The 16,354-nt window shown below is 72.0% G+C and carries 12 protein-coding genes; 6 read left to right on the forward strand and 6 right to left on the reverse strand.

Features of this window, described 5'->3' with window-relative positions; translation table 11 throughout:
- Window positions 1–45: 45 nt before the first annotated feature.
- Window positions 46–2,004 carry an alpha/beta hydrolase family protein gene (locus HALOF300_RS25670; RefSeq protein ID WP_156743732.1) on the reverse strand — a complete coding sequence of 653 codons (1,959 nt, stop codon included), beginning with the start codon at window positions 2,002–2,004 and terminating at the stop codon, window positions 46–48.
- A 92-nt stretch (window positions 2,005–2,096) separates the two neighbouring features.
- Between HALOF300_RS25670 and HALOF300_RS25675 the strand changes: the two genes are divergently transcribed.
- Entirely contained in the window at window positions 2,097–3,380 is a 1,284-nt protein-coding gene (locus HALOF300_RS25675) for a serpin family protein (RefSeq protein ID WP_197522850.1), read from the forward strand.
- Between the two features lie 40 nt (window positions 3,381–3,420).
- On the opposite strand, the gene HALOF300_RS25680 is transcribed toward HALOF300_RS25675, so the two are convergent.
- Entirely contained in the window at window positions 3,421–4,875 is a 1,455-nt protein-coding gene (locus HALOF300_RS25680) for a GuaB1 family IMP dehydrogenase-related protein (protein WP_156743734.1), read from the reverse strand.
- Window positions 4,876–4,927: 52 nt separating this feature from the next.
- On the opposite strand from HALOF300_RS25680, the gene HALOF300_RS25685 reads away from it, so the two are divergent.
- A complete protein-coding gene (locus tag HALOF300_RS25685; protein WP_156743735.1) occupies window positions 4,928–6,619 on the forward strand; it encodes a long-chain-fatty-acid--CoA ligase in 1,692 nt (563 codons plus the stop codon).
- 27 nt (window positions 6,620–6,646) lie between these two features.
- Window positions 6,647–6,976, forward strand: coding sequence for a MazG nucleotide pyrophosphohydrolase domain-containing protein (locus HALOF300_RS25690; protein ID WP_231955779.1), 330 nt, complete (start codon window positions 6,647–6,649; stop codon window positions 6,974–6,976).
- On the opposite strand, the gene HALOF300_RS25695 is transcribed toward HALOF300_RS25690, so the two are convergent.
- The 4 genes from HALOF300_RS25695 to HALOF300_RS25710 form a co-directional block, all read right to left on the reverse strand.
- Window positions 6,973–7,866 carry a carbohydrate ABC transporter permease gene (locus HALOF300_RS25695; RefSeq protein WP_156743736.1) on the reverse strand — a complete coding sequence of 298 codons (894 nt, stop codon included), beginning with the start codon at window positions 7,864–7,866 and terminating at the stop codon, window positions 6,973–6,975. The genes HALOF300_RS25690 and HALOF300_RS25695 overlap by 4 nt on opposite strands.
- Window positions 7,863–8,891: a carbohydrate ABC transporter permease gene (locus HALOF300_RS25700; protein ID WP_231955780.1), complete on the reverse strand. Its 1,029-nt coding sequence runs from the start codon at window positions 8,889–8,891 to the stop codon at window positions 7,863–7,865. Before HALOF300_RS25700 ends, HALOF300_RS25695 begins: the two co-directional genes overlap by 4 nt.
- Before the next feature lie 8 nt (window positions 8,892–8,899).
- Complete coding sequence (locus HALOF300_RS25705) at window positions 8,900–10,222, reverse strand: sugar ABC transporter substrate-binding protein (protein ID WP_231955781.1); 1,323 nt, start codon at window positions 10,220–10,222, stop codon at window positions 8,900–8,902.
- 65 nt (window positions 10,223–10,287) lie between these two features.
- A complete protein-coding gene (locus tag HALOF300_RS25710) occupies window positions 10,288–11,298 on the reverse strand; it encodes a LacI family DNA-binding transcriptional regulator (protein ID WP_231955782.1) in 1,011 nt (336 codons plus the stop codon).
- 171 nt (window positions 11,299–11,469) lie between these two features.
- On the opposite strand from HALOF300_RS25710, the gene HALOF300_RS25715 reads away from it, so the two are divergent.
- From HALOF300_RS25715 to dxs, 3 genes are all read left to right on the forward strand, one after another.
- A complete protein-coding gene (locus HALOF300_RS25715) occupies window positions 11,470–13,587 on the forward strand; it encodes a glycogen debranching N-terminal domain-containing protein (protein WP_231955783.1) in 2,118 nt (705 codons plus the stop codon).
- Window positions 13,588–13,679: 92 nt separating this feature from the next.
- On the forward strand, window positions 13,680–14,348 hold the full coding sequence (locus tag HALOF300_RS25720) for a YqaJ viral recombinase family protein (protein WP_156743739.1): 669 nt from the start codon (window positions 13,680–13,682) through the stop codon (window positions 14,346–14,348).
- Between the two features lie 80 nt (window positions 14,349–14,428).
- On the forward strand, window positions 14,429–16,339 hold the full coding sequence (gene dxs, locus HALOF300_RS25725) for a 1-deoxy-D-xylulose-5-phosphate synthase (RefSeq protein ID WP_156743740.1): 1,911 nt from the start codon (window positions 14,429–14,431) through the stop codon (window positions 16,337–16,339).
- Window positions 16,340–16,354: the final 15 nt, after the last annotated feature.

Consider the following 16,354-nt stretch of genomic DNA (forward strand, 5'->3'; position numbering starts at 1 on the left):
GGGCGGGAGACCGAGCCGGCCGACCCACCCGCGGGTCGGGTCGGGTCAGGCCGGGGTGAAGCCGAAGGCCCGGCCGTAGAAGGCCAGTTCCGCGGTCGCGGCGGCCTGGATGTTCTCGGCGCGACGGAAGCCGTGGCCCTCGCCGTCGAACATGACCAGCTCCACGTGCAGGCCCTTGTCCGCCACGGCCTTGGCCATCGACTCGGCCTGGTTCGGGGGGACCACCCGGTCATCGGTGCCCTGGAGCAGGATCATCGGGGCGCTGAGCCGGTCGGTGTGGTGGATCGGGGAGCGGGCCAGGTACCGGTCCCGCTGCTGCGGGTACGGCCCGATCAGCGAGTCGAGGTAGAGACACTCGAACTTGTGGGTGTCCCGGGCCAGGGCCTCGAGGTCGCCGATGCCGTACAGGCTCGCGCCGGCCGTGAACGTGTCGGTGAACGTCAGCGCCGCGAGGGTCGTGAACCCGCCGGCGCTGCCGCCCCGGATCGCCAGGCGGGCGCCGTCGACCCGGCCGGTATCCGCCAGCCACCGGGCCCCGGCGGCGCAGTCCCGCACGTCCGCGACGCCCCAGGCGCCCCGCAAGCGGTCCCGGTAGGCGCGGCCGTACCCGGTGCTGCCGCTGTAGTTCACGTCCAGGACGGCGAAGCCCCGCGTGGTCCAGAACTGCACGCTCGGCCGGAATCCTGGGGAGGTGGCCCCGGTGGGTCCGCCGTGGCTGAACACCAGCAACGGTGGCAGCTCCCCGGCCGGTCCGGCTGCGCGGGCGGACGTGGGCGGATAGAAGAAGCCGTGCGCGATGCCGACCTCGGAGCGCCACCGGACCGCCTCCGGCCTGGACACGTCGGCCGGGTCCAGGTGCAGCTCGGAGGAGGACCTCAGCACGTTGACGTGCCCGCCGACGAGGTCGAGCTCGACGATCGCACCCGGCTGCGTCGCCGACTCGCCGATGAAGACCACCCGGTCGCCGTGCGCACGCACCGGACCCCACGGCTCCCAGTCGCCGTCCCAGCGCTCCAGCTGGCCGTTCGCAGTCAGCATCGCGCCGAGGAACCGATGCCCGCCGCTGGACCAGGACACGACCAGGTGCGCTTCGTCGAGGATGTCGTGGGTGCGCGGCCCGAAGCCCCACTGCGGCAGCGAGAAGTCCGCCTCGGCCGGGTGCAGGTGCCGGGTGCGGGCCTCACCCTCGACGAACTCGGTGCGGTACAGGTTCCACCAGCCGGTGCGGTCGTCGACGTGGATGAGGTCACCGGTCGGGGTCCACTGCGGCTCGGCCGCGCTCACGCCGGGACCGCCGGCGAGCGAGCGCTCGTGCAGGAGCCGGCTACCACCGTCGGCAACGGAGGCCACGTGCAGCGTGGTCGAGTCCCAGGGCATGCTCGGGTGGTCCCAGGAGATCCAGGCCAGCAGCGCACCGTCCGCCGAAAGCCGCGGCGAGGTGACGAAGTCGGGGCCGTCCACCAGCACCGCGATGGCGGCCGGGTCGGCGACGCCGCTGCCGTCGAGCGGGACGGAGACAAGGGTTGCCCGCGGGTCGGTCCGCTGGCCGCCGGGAGCGCCGTGGTCCTCGGCGACGGCGTAGACGACCCCGCGCTCGGCGTCGACCTCGAGATCGGCGTACCGGCGGCCGTCCGCCGGCACCAGTGGGACCGGGCGGGCGAAGGAGCCATCGCCATCGCGGTCGACCCGGTACAGCAGGTCGTCCTCGCGGCGGGACAGCACCACCCCGGTGGGCGTCACCGCGTAGGACGCCCCGCCGTACTCGTGGGCGCGGGTGCGCACGTCGAACGTCGCGTCGACGACGTCGGTGACGGCGCCCCCGGCCTCGTGCCGCACGAGCGCCTGCCGCCCGCCCTCGCTCGGCCGCCCCTCGATCCAGTAGGTCGCGTCGCCGTCGAGGGCGACCTCGGCGAGCCGGACCGTCCCCGCGGTGAGCTCGGTGACTCCGAGTGGGGAGGGCCATGCGCCGAACGGCGCACGAGTGCGGGTGTCGGTCTCGGTCATGGACCCATCCTTCACCATCGGGGCAATGCGCACCCCCGGTAGGCTGCACGGCCATGGGACGCGGGTCGATGGGGACGGGTGGACGACGGTCGATGGGGGCACGGGCGAGCGTGGCAGGGCTGGGCATCATGGCGTTGGTCCTGGCCGGCTGCACCAGCCCGAACGGGACCACGCCGGGCGTGGAGATCCTTCAGTCGCGTTCACCACGGGCTGCCGTGGCCGTGACCGACGTGCCGGCCGCGGCCGCCGCCACCGTCGCCGCGACCTCGGGGCTCGGCGCGCGGCTCATGGACGCGACCCGAGACGAGAACCTCGTCGTGTCCCCGATCTCGATCCTGGTCGCGTTCGGAATGCTGCGGGAGGGAGCCGCCACCACCACCGCGGCCGAGCTGGACGCCGTGCTGGGCTTTCCCGCCGAACAGCGCGGGGAGGCGATGAACGCCCTGCTCCGCCAGCTCGAACTCCACGACGGCGACCCGGGCGAGGTGCCCGCCGGCGAGGTCCCGGACGTGCCGGTGCTGCACGTGGCCGATCAGGTGTTCCTGCAGGATGGGTTCGCCGTGCAGCAGCCGTTCCTGGACGCCCTCGCCACCCACTACGGCGCGAACGCGGTCCAGGTGGACTTCACCGCGGCCGGCCGCGCGGGCGGGCGCGCCGTCGTCGAGGACTGGGTCGCCGAGCACACCGGAGGACTGATCGACGCGGCGCCGGTGCCGTTCGACCGGAGCACCCGGCTCGCGCTGCTCAACACGGTCTACCTTGCCGCGGCCTGGCAGCAGCCGTTCAGCGGCGGGACGTCGCCGGGGCAGTTCCACCGGCCCGACGGCACGACGGCGACGGCGCAGTTCCTCGAGGAGACCCGTGACCTGGCGTACTTCATCACGCCGCACGGCACCGCTGCGGTGCGGATCCCGTACACCGCGGACTTCGCCATGGACGTGGTGCTCGCCCCCGAGGGCCGGTGGGACCCGGCCGGGTGGCCAGTGATCGCGGCCGGCCTCGATGCCGGGTCGGCCGGCCCCGTACCGGTGGAGCTCACGCTGCCCACCTGGGAGCACACCACCAGCCTCGACCTGAAGTCGATGCTGCGGGAGGCGGGGCTGTCGGAGACCCTCGGCGTGACCTCGGACCTGAGCGGCATCGCGCCGGATCTGTACGTCTCGGCGGCGGCACACGAGGCCACGATCACCGTGGACTCCGCCGGCACCGTGGCCGCGGCCGTCACCTCGGTCGCCGTCGGCCCGACCAGCGCACAGGAGACGTCGCCCGCGGTGGTGTTCCGCGCGGACCGCCAGTTCGCCTACCGGATCGTGCACCTGCCCACCGCTCTGCCGGTGTTCATGGGACAGGTGGTGGACCCGGGCGAAGGACCATGACGCCCGGCCGTGACACCCGGATCGCTCGCAGGTTGGTGGCTCACCAGCCCGCGGGCAGCGGGCGACCCTCGTCGTAACCGACCGTCGACTGCAGACCGACCAGCGCCTTGTCCGCGAACTCCGCCACCGAGCGCGCCCCCGCGTACGTGCATGAGCTGCGCAGACCGGAGGTGATGTGGTCGAGCAGGTCCTCCACGCCGGGACGATCAGGGTCCAGGTACATCCGCGAGGACGAGATCCCCTCCTCGTAGAGCGCCTTGCGGGCCCGCTCGAACGGGGTGGACGTACTGGACGTGCGGGCGGCGACCGCGCGGGCCGAGGCCATCCCGAAGCTCTCCTTGTACGTGCGTCCGTCGGCGTCGGTGTGCAGGTCGCCGGTGGACTCGTGGGTGCCGGCGAACCAGGACCCGATCATCACCTGCGACGCCCCGGCGGCGAGAGCGAGGGCGACGTCCCGGGGGTAACGGACCCCGCCGTCGGCCCAGACGTGGGCGCCCAGTTCCTTGGCGCGCGCCGCGCACTCGAGCACCGCCGAGAACTGCGGGCGGCCGACGGCCGTCATCATCCGCGTGGTGCACATCGCGCCCGGGCCGACCCCGACCTTGACGATGTCGGCACCGGCCTCGACGAGGTCGCTGACGCCGTCGGGCGTGACGACGTTGCCGGCCACGACCGGAACCTGCGGGTCGAGCGAACGGACGGCGCGCAGCGCCTCGATCATCTTCGACTGGTGGCCGTGTGCGGTGTCGACCACGAGCACGTCCGCGCCGGCCTCGAGCAGCCCCGTGGCGTGCGCGGCGACGTCCCCGTTCACCCCGATCGCGGCGCCGACGCGCATCCGGCCCGCGGCGTCGACGGCGGGCGTGTAGATCGATGAGCGCAGGGCCCCGGTACGGGTCAGCACACCGACCAGGACGCCCTCGGCGTCGACAACGGGGGAGAACCGGCGCCGGGCGGCGTACTGGGTCTCGAACGCGGTGCGCAGGGCGTCCGGGCCCTCGAGGACGCGTAGGTCCAGCACCGTCGGGTCCGGCGTCATCACCTCGTGCGCCTGGGCGAACTGGTCGACGCCCTGACAGTCGCGGCGGGTGACCACGCCGATCGGCCGACCGTCGGAGACGACCACGGCGGCGCCGTGGGAGCGCTTGTCGATGAGCGTCAGGATCGTGTGCACCGTGTCCGTGCGACCCACGGTCACCGGCGTCTCGAGGACCGTGTGCCGGGCCTTCACGGAGGCGATCGTGCGGCTGACCTCGTCCAGGGGCACGTCCTGGGGCAGGATCGCCAGGCCGCCGCGGCGCGCCACGGTCTCGGCCATCCGGCGGCCGCTGATCGCGGTCATGTTCGCCACCACCACGGGGATCGTGGTGCCGGTGCCGTCGGAGCTGGCCAGGTCCACGTCGAACCGGGACGCGACGTCGGAGTAGGACGGCGCGAGGAACACGTCGCCGTAGGTCAGGTCGTGGGTGATCGTGTGGCCGGGCAGGAAGCGCATGACCGCCAGCCTATCCGGGCGGCCGCGTCCGGGGACGACTAGGGTCGGGACCATGAGCGATCCGATCCGGCCCTGGGTCAAGAACTATCAGGAGGGGGTCCCGGCCACGATCGATCTCCCCACCGAATCCCTTCCCCGGATGCTCGACGACTCGGTGCAGCGGTTCTCCACGAAGGTGGCGATGGAGTTCTTCGGTGCCCGCACCACCTACGCCGAGCTGGGGGACCAGGTCGCGCGGGCGGCGGAGGGACTGCGCCGGCTCGGTGTCGGGCCGGGGGACCGGGTGGCGCTGGTGCTCCCGAACTGCCCGCAGTACCTGGTCGCGTTCTATGCGGCACTGCGCCTGGGTGCCGTGGTTGTGAGCCACAACCCGCTGTACACAGCCGAGGAGCTGCAGCACCAGTTCGACGACCACCGGGCCGAGGTGGTGATCGCGTGGGACTCCGTGGTGCCCCGGATCGCGTCGTTCTCGGCGGCCACCGGCGTGCGGCACCTGCTCTCGGTGAGCCTGATCGCCGCGATGCCGCGCCTCAAGCGCCTCGCCCTCTCGCTGCCGGTCCCGGCCGCCAGGGCCGGCCGGGCCGCGCTCAGCGGCCCCGCGACCGGGGCGACCGGCACCTGGGGCGACCTGCTCGCGGGCCCGGCCCTCGCCGTCGACCATCCGTTCCCGGACGTGCGCGACCTGGCCGTGCTGCAGTACACGAGCGGCACCACGGGACGGCCGAAGGGCGCCATGCTCAGCCACTACAACCTGCGCTCGAACGCGCTGCAGGGGCAGGCGTGGATGCACGGGGCGGTGCCCGGCGCGGAAACCATCTACGGCGTGCTGCCCATGTTCCACGCGTTCGGCCTCACCCTCTACCTGACGTTCTCGGTGCTCACCGGCTCCAAGCTGGTGCTGTTTCCGAAGTTCGACGTGGACCTGCTCCTCGGTGCGGTGCGGAAGTCGCCGCCCACCGTCCTGTGCGCAGTGCCGCCGATCTACCAGAAGGTCGCGGAGGAGGGCAAGGCACGCGGTGTGGACCTCTCCACGATCCGGTTCGCGATCTCCGGCGCCATGGTGCTGCCCGGCCACGTCGTCGAACTCTGGGAGTCGGTCGCCGGAGGGCTGCTGGTGGAGGGGTACGGCCTCACCGAGGCTTCACCGGTAGCGCTCGGCAACCCGTTCGCACCGACCCGGCGCAACGGCACCATCGGGGTGCCGTTCCCGAGCACCGACATGCGCGTGGTAGACCCCGAGCAGCCCGAGGTGGACGTGCCGCAGGGCGAGCCCGGCGAGCTGCTCATCCGCGGGCCGCAGGTGTTCTCCGGGTACTTCGGTGACCCCGACGCCACCGCGCAGACGTTGCTCGACGGCGGGTGGCTGCGCACCGGGGACATCGTCACCGTGGACGCCGACCACTTCACCACGGTCGTGGACCGCCGCAAGGAGATCATCATCACCGGCGGCTTCAACGTGTCGCCGTCCGAGGTGGAGGAGGTGCTGGTGGCCCACCCCGACGTCGCCGAGGCCGCCGTGGTGGGCCACAAGCGGGCCGACGGCGGAGAGCAGGTCGTCGCCGCCGTGGTCCTTGCCGAGGGTGCCCACCTGGACGAGCAGGCGCTGCGCGCCCACTGCCGTGAGCACCTGACCCCGTACAAGGTGCCGAAGCGGATCGTCGCCGTGGACGAGGTGCCCCGCTCGATGCTCGGCAAGGTGGAGCGCCGCAAGGTCCGTGAGGCGTTGGCGTCCCGCTGGGGCTAGGACCCCTCCGGTGGGCCACCATGGGGTATGCAGTTCATCGAGATGCAGGCCAAGGCCCGAGCGGTGCGCGCGAAGTACACCGAGCTGGAGAGTGCGCGGTACGGACGCTCCTGGACCCCCGAAGAGACCATGCTCGGCTTCCTCGGCGATGTCGGCGACCTCGCCAAACTCGTCCAGGGCAAGGCGGGTGTGCGTCCGCGCGACGACCTCGATGCTGCGCTGGCGCATGAGTTGGCGGACTGCCTGTGGTCGGTCATCGTCCTCGCCGACACCTACGACGTCGATCTGGAGTCCGCCTTCGACGACACCATGCGTGCCCTCAGTGAGCACCTCGACGGCTCGCGGGAAGCGCCCTAACCCTTGATGGCACCGTCGTGGGTCGAGGTGATGCGGCGCTGGAACACGATGAACAACACCGCCACCGGGATCGACATGATCACCGCGGCGGCCAGTTTCAGCGGGTACTGGGTGCCCTGACTGAGGGCCCCCGCGGTCAGCTGGGCGACGCCCTTCGTGAGTGTCTGCAGCTCGGGCCGGTCCGAGGCGACGATGAAGTGGGACAGCTCGTTCCAGGAGCCCTGGAAGCTCAGCACGACGATCGTGATCAGGGCCGGGCGGGCCACCGGCAGCACCACGGACCAGAACACCCGGAACGGGCCAGCGCCGTCGATCCGGGCGGCCTCCTCGACCCCGAGGGGCACGGACATGAAGAAGCTCCGCATGATGAAGATGCCGGCCGCGTCCGCGAGCAGCGGCAGGATCAGGGCCGCGAAGCTGTTGTAGATCCCGAACGTGTTGATGACCAGGAAGCGCGGGATCAGCAGCACCACGCCCGGCACGGCCATGATGGCGACCAGGGCTGCGAACACGAGGCTGCGGCCTGGGAACCGCAGGCGGGCGAGGGCATAGCCTGCCATCGAGTCGAACAGCACCCGGCCCGTCGTCACCGCGAGCGTGACGATGACCGAGTTGCGCACCCAGAGCGGGAAGTCGGAGTTGCGCAGGAGCTCGGTGTAGGCGGCCGTCGACGGCGTGGCCGGGATCAGGGACAGCGGGTCCGTGGCGGCCTCGGCATCGGACTTCAACGATGTCGCCAGGCTGATCGCGAACGGGTACAGGTAGGCGATCGCGAGGACCACGAGCACCGTCAGCGCGACCACGGTGCCGGACCGGGACCGGCGCAGCCAGGCGGGACCGCGGTCGCGGCGCACGGCAGGCCGGCGGGCCGTGGCTACGGCGGCGGTCATCGTGGGTCCTCCCGCTCGCCGAGCAGTCGGCGGCCCACGAGCGTGCACGCCACGATGATCGCGAACAGCAGGAACGCGATCGCGGCGCCGCGGCCCCACTGCTGCTGCTCGAACGAGACCTGGTAGGACAGGTACGCCGGGGTCAGGGTGGTCTTGCCCGGCGTGCCACCGGTGCCCGTGTACACCTGATCGAACATCTGCCAGGTCCCGATCAGGCCGAGCGTGACCACCGTGAACAGCGTGGGGCGCAGCATCGGCACGGTGATCCGGCGGAGCCGCTGCCAGGGCGTGGCACCGTCGACGACCGCGGCCTCCTCGACCTCGCCGGGCAGATGCTGCAGGGCAGCGAGGAACAGCAGCATGAACGTCCCGGACGTGGTGAACACGGCGAGCACGATGAACACGCACATCGCCACGCTCGGACCCGAGATCCAGTTCCACCAGGACAGTCCGAGCAGCAGCGGACCACTCTCGTACGGCGCTCGGACCCCGATCGCGCCGAGGAACAGGTGGACCACGCCGCGGGGGTCGGCGAACCAGTTCGGACCCTCGACACCGAAGACGGCGAGCAGCCGGTTCATCGCTCCGGTCGCGGAGAACAGGAACAGGAACACCACCGTGATGGCCACCGACGACGTGACCGACGGGAAGTAGAACGCGCTCCGGAAGAAGCCGCGTCCGGCGACCACCCGCCGGTGCACGAGGACCGCAAGCGTCAGCGCGAGGATCGTCTGCAGCGGGACCACGGCGAGGACGTAGTACACGTTGTTGCGCATCGCCCGGCCGAAGTCCTTCGTGGCGAGTCCGTCCCCGCCCAACAACTCCGCGTAGTTCGTCGCGCCGACGAACCGTGCGGCCCCGGTCATCGGGTTTCCGACGCCACGCCAGTCGGAGATGCTGACCCAGAACGCCATCGCGATCGGCACCACGAGGAACAGGCCGACGATCACCAGCGCGGGTGCCAGGAACACCCAGCCCGCCACGCCCTGCCGGGTCACCGACCGCCTGCCGGCCTGCTGGGACACCCGACGCCTCACCCCCCGAGCACGGCTTGCAGGTCCACCTGGACCGACGCGAGCATCGCCGCCGGATCGGCGTCCGGCAGGCCCTCGAGCTGTGCGTTGAAGTCGGCGAGCACGGCCGAGGCACCTGGCGCGGACGGGAAGCCCTGCGCGTAGTCGGCGCCGGCGAGGAAGGCGGCCTGGTCGGGGTGTGCGGCGGCCCACTGCTCCCCGGCGGTGGACACCGACGGCATCACCCCGTACGCGTCCGCGAAGGCCAGCTGCTGTTCGGGCGAGACCAGAGCGGTGACCAGGTCTACGGCGGCCTCGGTGTCCGTGCCGGCCGCGATGCCCCAGCAGTTCGTGAACTGCAGGGTGCCCTGGCCGCCCGGTCCCTGTGGCAGTTCGACGACCCGGTAGCGCACGTCCGGGAAGTCGGCGGTCATGGCACCGATGATCCAGTTGCCTTCGATCACCATCGCGGCGCTACCACTGCCGAGCGCCTCGCCACCCCAGCCGGTGTTCAGGCTGGATGGAAAGGCCGCCACTCCGGAGGCGAGCAGGTCCCGGACGTACGTCAGGGCCTCGAGGTTCTCCGCGGAGTCGACCGTGGCTGCCGCGTTGTCCCTGGACGTGAGGGTGCCACCCGCCTCGGCCATGAACGCCCCGATCCGTTGCCACTCCGGCGCGAAGCTGAGGCCCACGTGCTCATCGGTGGTCAGGGTCGTGGCCACTTCGCGCAGCTGCGCCCAGGTGGTCGGCAGATCGGCGTCCGTGAGGCCGGCGGCGTCCCAGTAGTCGGTGTTGATGACCAGGGCGAGCGTCGAGAAGTCCTTCGGGGCGCAGTAGGTGGTACCCGCATAGGTGAACGAGCGGAGCAGGCTGTTGTAGAACCCATCGGCCTCGGGGAGCTCATCCAGGTACGGGTGGAGCGAACCGTTGTCGGCATACCCGGCGAACTGGTCGGTGCTGAGATAGAAGACGTCCGGCGGATCGGCGGCCGCGAAGCCCTGGCTCAGCTGTTGGGTCAGGTCCGCCGCGACGAGGACCTCCGCCGGGGTACCCGATTCGGCGGACCAGGCCGCGACCGCCGCCTCCACCGCTTCCGTCTCGGCGGCCCCGCTGGAACCGATCAGCACGGTCACCCTGCCGTCGTCGATGCCGTCGTCCGCACCACTCGGGGTCTCGTCGGTGAACCCCGTGCCGCCCGAGCAGGCCGCTAGGCCGAGGGCGATCATGGCGGCCGCACCCGTCAGGCCGGCCCTTCGCGGGCGGGCCCGAGCGTCACGTCGACCGGGCGGCACGTGCTGGTGCATGAGCAACTCTCCGGTGGGTGACGGGCGCCAGGTCTTCATCCAACCGCTCCCGGCGTGACTTGGCACGGCTTTCGCGGCCTCGGCGGCGCTCCGCGCGCCGGCGATCAGGACCCGACCGTGCCGGACAACGGGTCCGGCCGGATGCTCGTGCCCCGTACGACCAGCGTCGGAGGGAGGAGTTCGTGGCGTGCGGCGGACCCGCCGGACTCGACGCCGATCTGGCGCAGCACCAGGGCGAGGGCGCGGCGCGCGGACTCTGCGATCGGCTGGGCGATCGTGGTCATCCCGGCCACGTAGGAGACCGCGGAGTCGTCGAACCCGGTCACGGCCACGCGGCGCCCCTGCGACTCGGCGGCCTGCACGACCCCCAGCCCGACCGTGTCGCTGACGCATACCACCGCGCTCGGGGCAACCCGCCGTAGGAGTCTCGCGGCGGCCACCTCGGCGTGTTCGGTGGCGTTGTCCGTCGTCTCCTGCCACCGCTCGTCGGCGCTCAGGCCGAGCTCGGTCATCGTCGACGACCATCCCGTACGTCGGTCGTCGCCGACGCCGGAGCCGTGGGGCCAGCCGAGGTACGCGATCCGGGTGTGTCCCAGCCCGTGCAGGTGCCGGGTCGCCGCTGCCGTACCGGCGGCACCGTCCACGTCCACCCACGGGTGGGTACCGTGGTCGGCGTCCCACGGGCGACCGAAGGTAACGAACGGGACGTCGCGCTCGGTGAGCCAGGTGGTGCGGGGATCGGCCTGGTGGGTGTTCGTGAGGACGAAGCCGTCGAGGTCCGCGCCGGAGAGCAGTTCGTCGAACTGGACGATCTCCTCGTCGTCGCTGGAGGCCGCGAAGAGCATGATCCGGTAGCCACGTTCCTGGGCGGCCTGGGCCAGGGCGTGCACGAAGCGGTCGCCGATGGTGCCGTACACGCTGTAGGTGCCGGGCCCGAGGGCATAGCCGAGAATCTGGGAGCGCCGGGTCCGAAGCTGCCGTGCCGCCCGGGAGGGCTGGTAGCCGAGTTCCGCGATCGACTCGAGCACTCGGGTGAGGGTCTCCGGCTTGACGACGTCGGGGGCGTTGATCGCGTTCGAGACCGTCTGACGGGACACCTTGGCGTGCGCGGCCACCGATTCCAGGGTGACTCGTCGTCGGGATCGCATTGACCGCCTCCCCGCAGAATCGTGATCCAATCCGGGTCAATAATGAAGCAAAACCGTCCCCATCGAATTGGATCGTTCAAACAACTGCCCTAGAGTGGTCCGGGTCCATGGTGACTGTCAAGCATGGAAGGCGGGGTCATGATCCGGCAACCGCTCCTGCATGAACAGTTGGTTGTCCTGGCGGCGCCGACGCAGGCGTGGTCGGGTGCCGACGGTCAGATCCGAGCCGGGCGGCCGGAGCTGCACGGGGTGTTCCACGCGGACGTCCGGGTGCTCAGCGAGGCTCGTCTGACGATCGACGGCGTGGAACCGGAGGTGATCGCGACCGCCGGTGCGGGGGTCGGCACCGTCAGGGTCGTGGGGCTGGCTCGCGGGCTGGATGGGCCCGGCGCGGATCCGACGACGCGGATCGACCTCGAGCGCACCGTCACCCCGGGCCGGATGCGGGAACGGTTGACCGTCTCGTCGGCTGCGGCCGGGGCGGTCCGGGCGACCGTCCGGGTCCGCCTGGCCGCGGATCTGCTCGCCATGGACCTCGTCAAGCGGGGTGCGGCCGGGGACCCGATGGTCCCGACCGGCACCGTGACCGGCTTGAGGTGGGCCGGTGCCGGCGCCGCTGCCGGTGGGATCGGCATCCGGGTGCGGGCCCCCGGGGCACTGATCGATCTCGATGATCCGGCCGCTCCCACCCTGGTCTGGACCGTCGCCGCCGAGCCCGGGCTGCCCGCCGAGCTCGGGTGGGACCTCGAGTGCGAGGACGCGACGGGCGTCGTACGGGCCGCGCGCACCGTCCCCAGCGGGACCGGCGACCCGGTGCGGAGTCGGCTGCCGTGGTCCACGCCGACCGTGGATGCGTGGGACCGGCGCCTGCCGGAACTGCTGAACCGGAGCCTGGACGACGTGGCGGGTCTGCTGATGTCGAGCGCGCAGGCACCGGACGAGGTCTTCCTCGCCGCCGGGGCGCCGTGGTTCTTCACCTTGTTCGGGCGGGACTCGATCTGGGCGGCACGGATGATGCTGCCGTTGGGGACCGAGCTGGCCGGCGGCACGCTGCGCACCCTGGCGGCCTTCCAGGGACGTGTGGTCGATCGCGACACCGGCGAGGAGCCGGGCAAGATCCTGCACGAGGTCCGCCGCGCCCCGATCGGAGCCGGCCGTGCGATGCTGCCGCCGCTCTACTACGGAAGCATCGACGCCACCCCGCTGTGGGTGTGCCTGCTCGCGGACGCGTGGCGCTGGGGCCTGCCCGAGGCCGAGGTGGCCGCGCTGCTCCCAGCCGCCGAGCGCGCCCTGGACTGGATGGTCCGGTACGGGGACGCCGACGGCGATGGCTTCCTCGAATACGACTCCGACGGTCGGGGTCTGGCGAACCAGGGCTGGAAGGACTCGGGCGACTCGGTGCGGTGGAGCGACGGTGGCCTCGCCACTCCGGCCATCGCCCTGGTGGAGGTCCAGGGCTATGCGCATGAGGCCGCGATCGCCGGAGCCGACCTGTTGGCCGCGTTCGGGCGCCCGGAATCGGACCGCTGGCGCGACTGGGCGGGGGAGCTTGCCACGAGGTTCCGGGAGACGTACTGGGTATCGGACGCACGCGGCCCGTACCCTGCGATCGCCCTCGATGCGCGTAAGCGCCCGGTGGACTCGGTGGCCTCGAACATGGCGCACCTGCTCGGCACGGGTCTGCTGAACGCGGACGAGGAACGGGCCATCGTGGACCGGGTCGGTGGCGCGGCCCTCGACTCCGGGTACGGGTTGCGCACCCTGGCCGTGGGCTCCGGCGGGTACTGGCCGCTGAGTTACCACGGCGGTGCGGTCTGGCCGCATGACACGGCGATCGCGGTCCAAGGGCTTGCCCGGGCCGGGTTCGGCGAGGTCGCCGCCCGGCTCGGGGACGGGCTCGTGCGGGCCGCGCCCGCGTTCGACTTCCGGCTGCCCGAACTGTTCGCCGGTGACGCCGCCGCCGACGTGAGCCGGCCGGTGCCGTATCCGGCCTCGTGCCGTCCGCAGGCATGGGCCGCGACGGCTGCGGTGGCGATCCTGCAAGCGCGCCTCGGTCTGACGGCGGACGTCCCGAACGGCGTCGTTCGGTTGCGTCCCGCGGGGTCCGGCCCGCTGTCGGTGTCAGGCCTGCGGCTGGGTACCGAGGAACTGGCCGTGTCCGTCGACGCCCGCGGCGGGGTCGAGGTGCGGGCCCCGGCCGGGTTCCGGGTGGAAGGCCCGGCCGGACTCCGGGTGGCGGGCCCCGGCGGGACGTGAGGTTCACCGTCCGGCTCCGGTGCCCACGCCGGTCGCGGTACGGCCCGCGAGCCTGCACCGGGCTCGGGGCGTGGTCGCGTAATCTCTAGCGGGTGGAGCAGAACCGGTATCGCTACGTGCAGGGCCCGGGCGGCGAACCGGTCACCTCCCGGCAACGCGTCGCCTGGCTGCGGGCCCGGCTCTGGGGCGTCACCGCAACCGATGCGCGCCGACTGGTCACCTCCCGCGGACAGGTCAGCAAGCAGCGCAAGCGGCTGCTGGCCGCCAAGCTGAGCGGCTGGGAGGGACCCCGGTTGCCCCAGTTCGAGCACGGGATCGTGCGCGAGCCGGTGATCGCGGCCTGGGTGCAGCAGCGGTTCGGCATCGATCCGAACTCACACCTGTGTGCGGGCGAGAACCCGCGTCACCTGGCCACGCCGGACGGCGTCGGCGAGCATTCGATCTGTGAGATCAAGACCGCCGTCGCCGACCTCGACGAGGCCGCGGGCGTCTACCGGGATCAGTTGCAGTGGCAGTTGCACGTGACCGGTTGTGAGCGCGTGCTGTTCGTCGTCGAGAACCGCCACAGCTACCGCCGGGACTTCCGCTGGGTCGGGCGGGACGAGGCCCGGATCGCGATGCTCGCAGAACACGCCGACGCGTTCCTGATCGAGCTCGATGAGCACCGTGCCCTGGCCATCGAGGCTGAACGACGCGGCGAGGAGTACCTGCTGGCGGGAGCGACGCCGTCGGGCCATCAGGCCCGGTACCGGACCGCCTGAGGGCACGAACGGTCGTAGCATGGTGCCCGCGACGGCAGTGTCGGCCGACGGCACCGTCGGCACGGGTGGGAGGATCCGCATTGGGTGAGCTCGAGAAGGTGAGCGGACCGGGCGACCTGCGCGGCCTGTCCCCGAAGCGGATGCGGGCCCTGGCGGCGGAGATCCGCACGTTCCTCGTCGAGGAGGTCTCGCGGACCGGCGGGCATCTCGGCCCCAACCTCGGCGTCGTAGAGCTGACCATGGCCGTGCACCGGGTGTTCTCGTCCCCGAAGGACAGCATCGTCTTCGACACGGGGCACCAGTCCTACGTGCACAAGATCCTGACCGGGCGCACCGACTTCACCGGGCTGCGCTCGCGTGGCGGGCTGAGCGGGTACCCGAGCCGCGCCGAGTCCGACCACGACGTCGTCGAGAACTCCCACGCGTCCACGGCGATCTCCTGGGCCGACGGGATCGCGCGTGCGAACCAGGTGCTCGGACGCACGGACCGGCACGCCGTGGCCGTCATCGGTGACGGCGCCCTCACCGGGGGACTGGCGTGGGAGGCCCTGAACAGCGTGGCCGGCAGTGACGACCGGCGGCTCGTCGTGGTGGTCAACGACAACGGCTGGTCCTACTCGCCCACGGTCGGCGGACTGGCCCGGTACCTCGACGCGATGCGTACCGACCGCAACTACGAGCGGGTGCTGAACTGGGGCAAGAACACCCTGCGCAGCGGTGGCCTGCCCGGCCGGATGACCTACGACGCCCTGCACGGGCTGAAGGAGGGCCTGAAGGACGTGCTGCGCCCCCAGGGTCTGTTCGAGGGCCTGGGGATCAAGTACGTCGGTCCGATCGACGGCCACGACCTGGATGCCCTCGAGTCCGCGCTCCGTAACGCCAAGGGCTTCGGCGGGCCGGTCATCCTGCACGCGATCACCGAGAAGGGTCACGGCTACACGCCCGCCGAGCACGACGCCGTCGACCACTTCCATGCCGTCAAGGTGATCCACCCCGAGACCGGGCTGCCGGTCGCCGCCGCCGGTGCCGACTGGACGTCGGTCTTCGCCGACGAGATCGTGGGCATCGCCAGGGCCCGGTCGGACGTCGTCGCGATCACGGCCGCGATGCCGGTACCGGTCGGGCTCGGCGGGATGCAGAAGGAGTTCGCGGACCGCGTCTTCGACGTCGGGATCGCCGAGGAGCACGCGCTCACCTCCGCGGCCGGGATGGCGTTCGCGGGCCTGCACCCTGTGGTCTGCCTCTACGCGACGTTCCTGAACCGGGCCTTCGACCAGTTGCTCATGGACGTCGGCCTGCACCGGGCCGGGGTCACCATCGCGCTGGACCGGGCCGGGCTCACCGGCGATGACGGTGCCAGCCACAACGGGATGTGGGACATGGCGATGGCCAGGATCGTCCCCGGGTTGCGGCTGGCGGCGCCGCGCGACGAGGCGACGATGCGGGAGGCACTGCGCGAGGCCGTCGCCGTCCGGGACGCCCCGACCGTGGTCCGTTACCCCAAGGGCGCGGTCGGTGACCCGATCCCGGCGATCGGTCGGGACGGCGTCGTCGACGTCCTCGCCCGGACCGCCGGCGACGGCGACGCCCGGGTCCTCGTGGTGGGCATCGGCCCGTTCGCTGCCACGGCCGTCGAGGTCGGGACGCGGCTCGGTCGGCAGGGGATCGGCAGCACCGTCGTCGACCCCCGGTGGGCACTGCCGGTGCCGGAGCAGATCCTCGACGCCGCCGCCCGGCACGACCTTGTCGTCACCATCGAGGACGGAGTCGTGCAGGGCGGCGTGGGGGCTGCGATCCGGGACGCCCTGGCCGATCGGGAGGTGGCCGTCGACGTGCGTACGCACGGCATCCCGACCAGGTTCCTCGGCCACGCGAGCAGGTCCCAGCTCATCGCCGACCTCGGCCTGCGGGCCAAGGACGTCGCCCGCGACACGGCTGCGGCAGTGGCCGCGCGCATGGACCGTCGCGCCGCCGTCGACCAGATCCCCTAGCATCGCCAGCAACCC

The organism is Occultella aeris (genome assembly GCF_902703175.1).
In the GTDB taxonomy this organism is placed as follows: Bacteria; Actinomycetota; Actinomycetes; order Actinomycetales; family Beutenbergiaceae; genus Occultella; species Occultella aeris.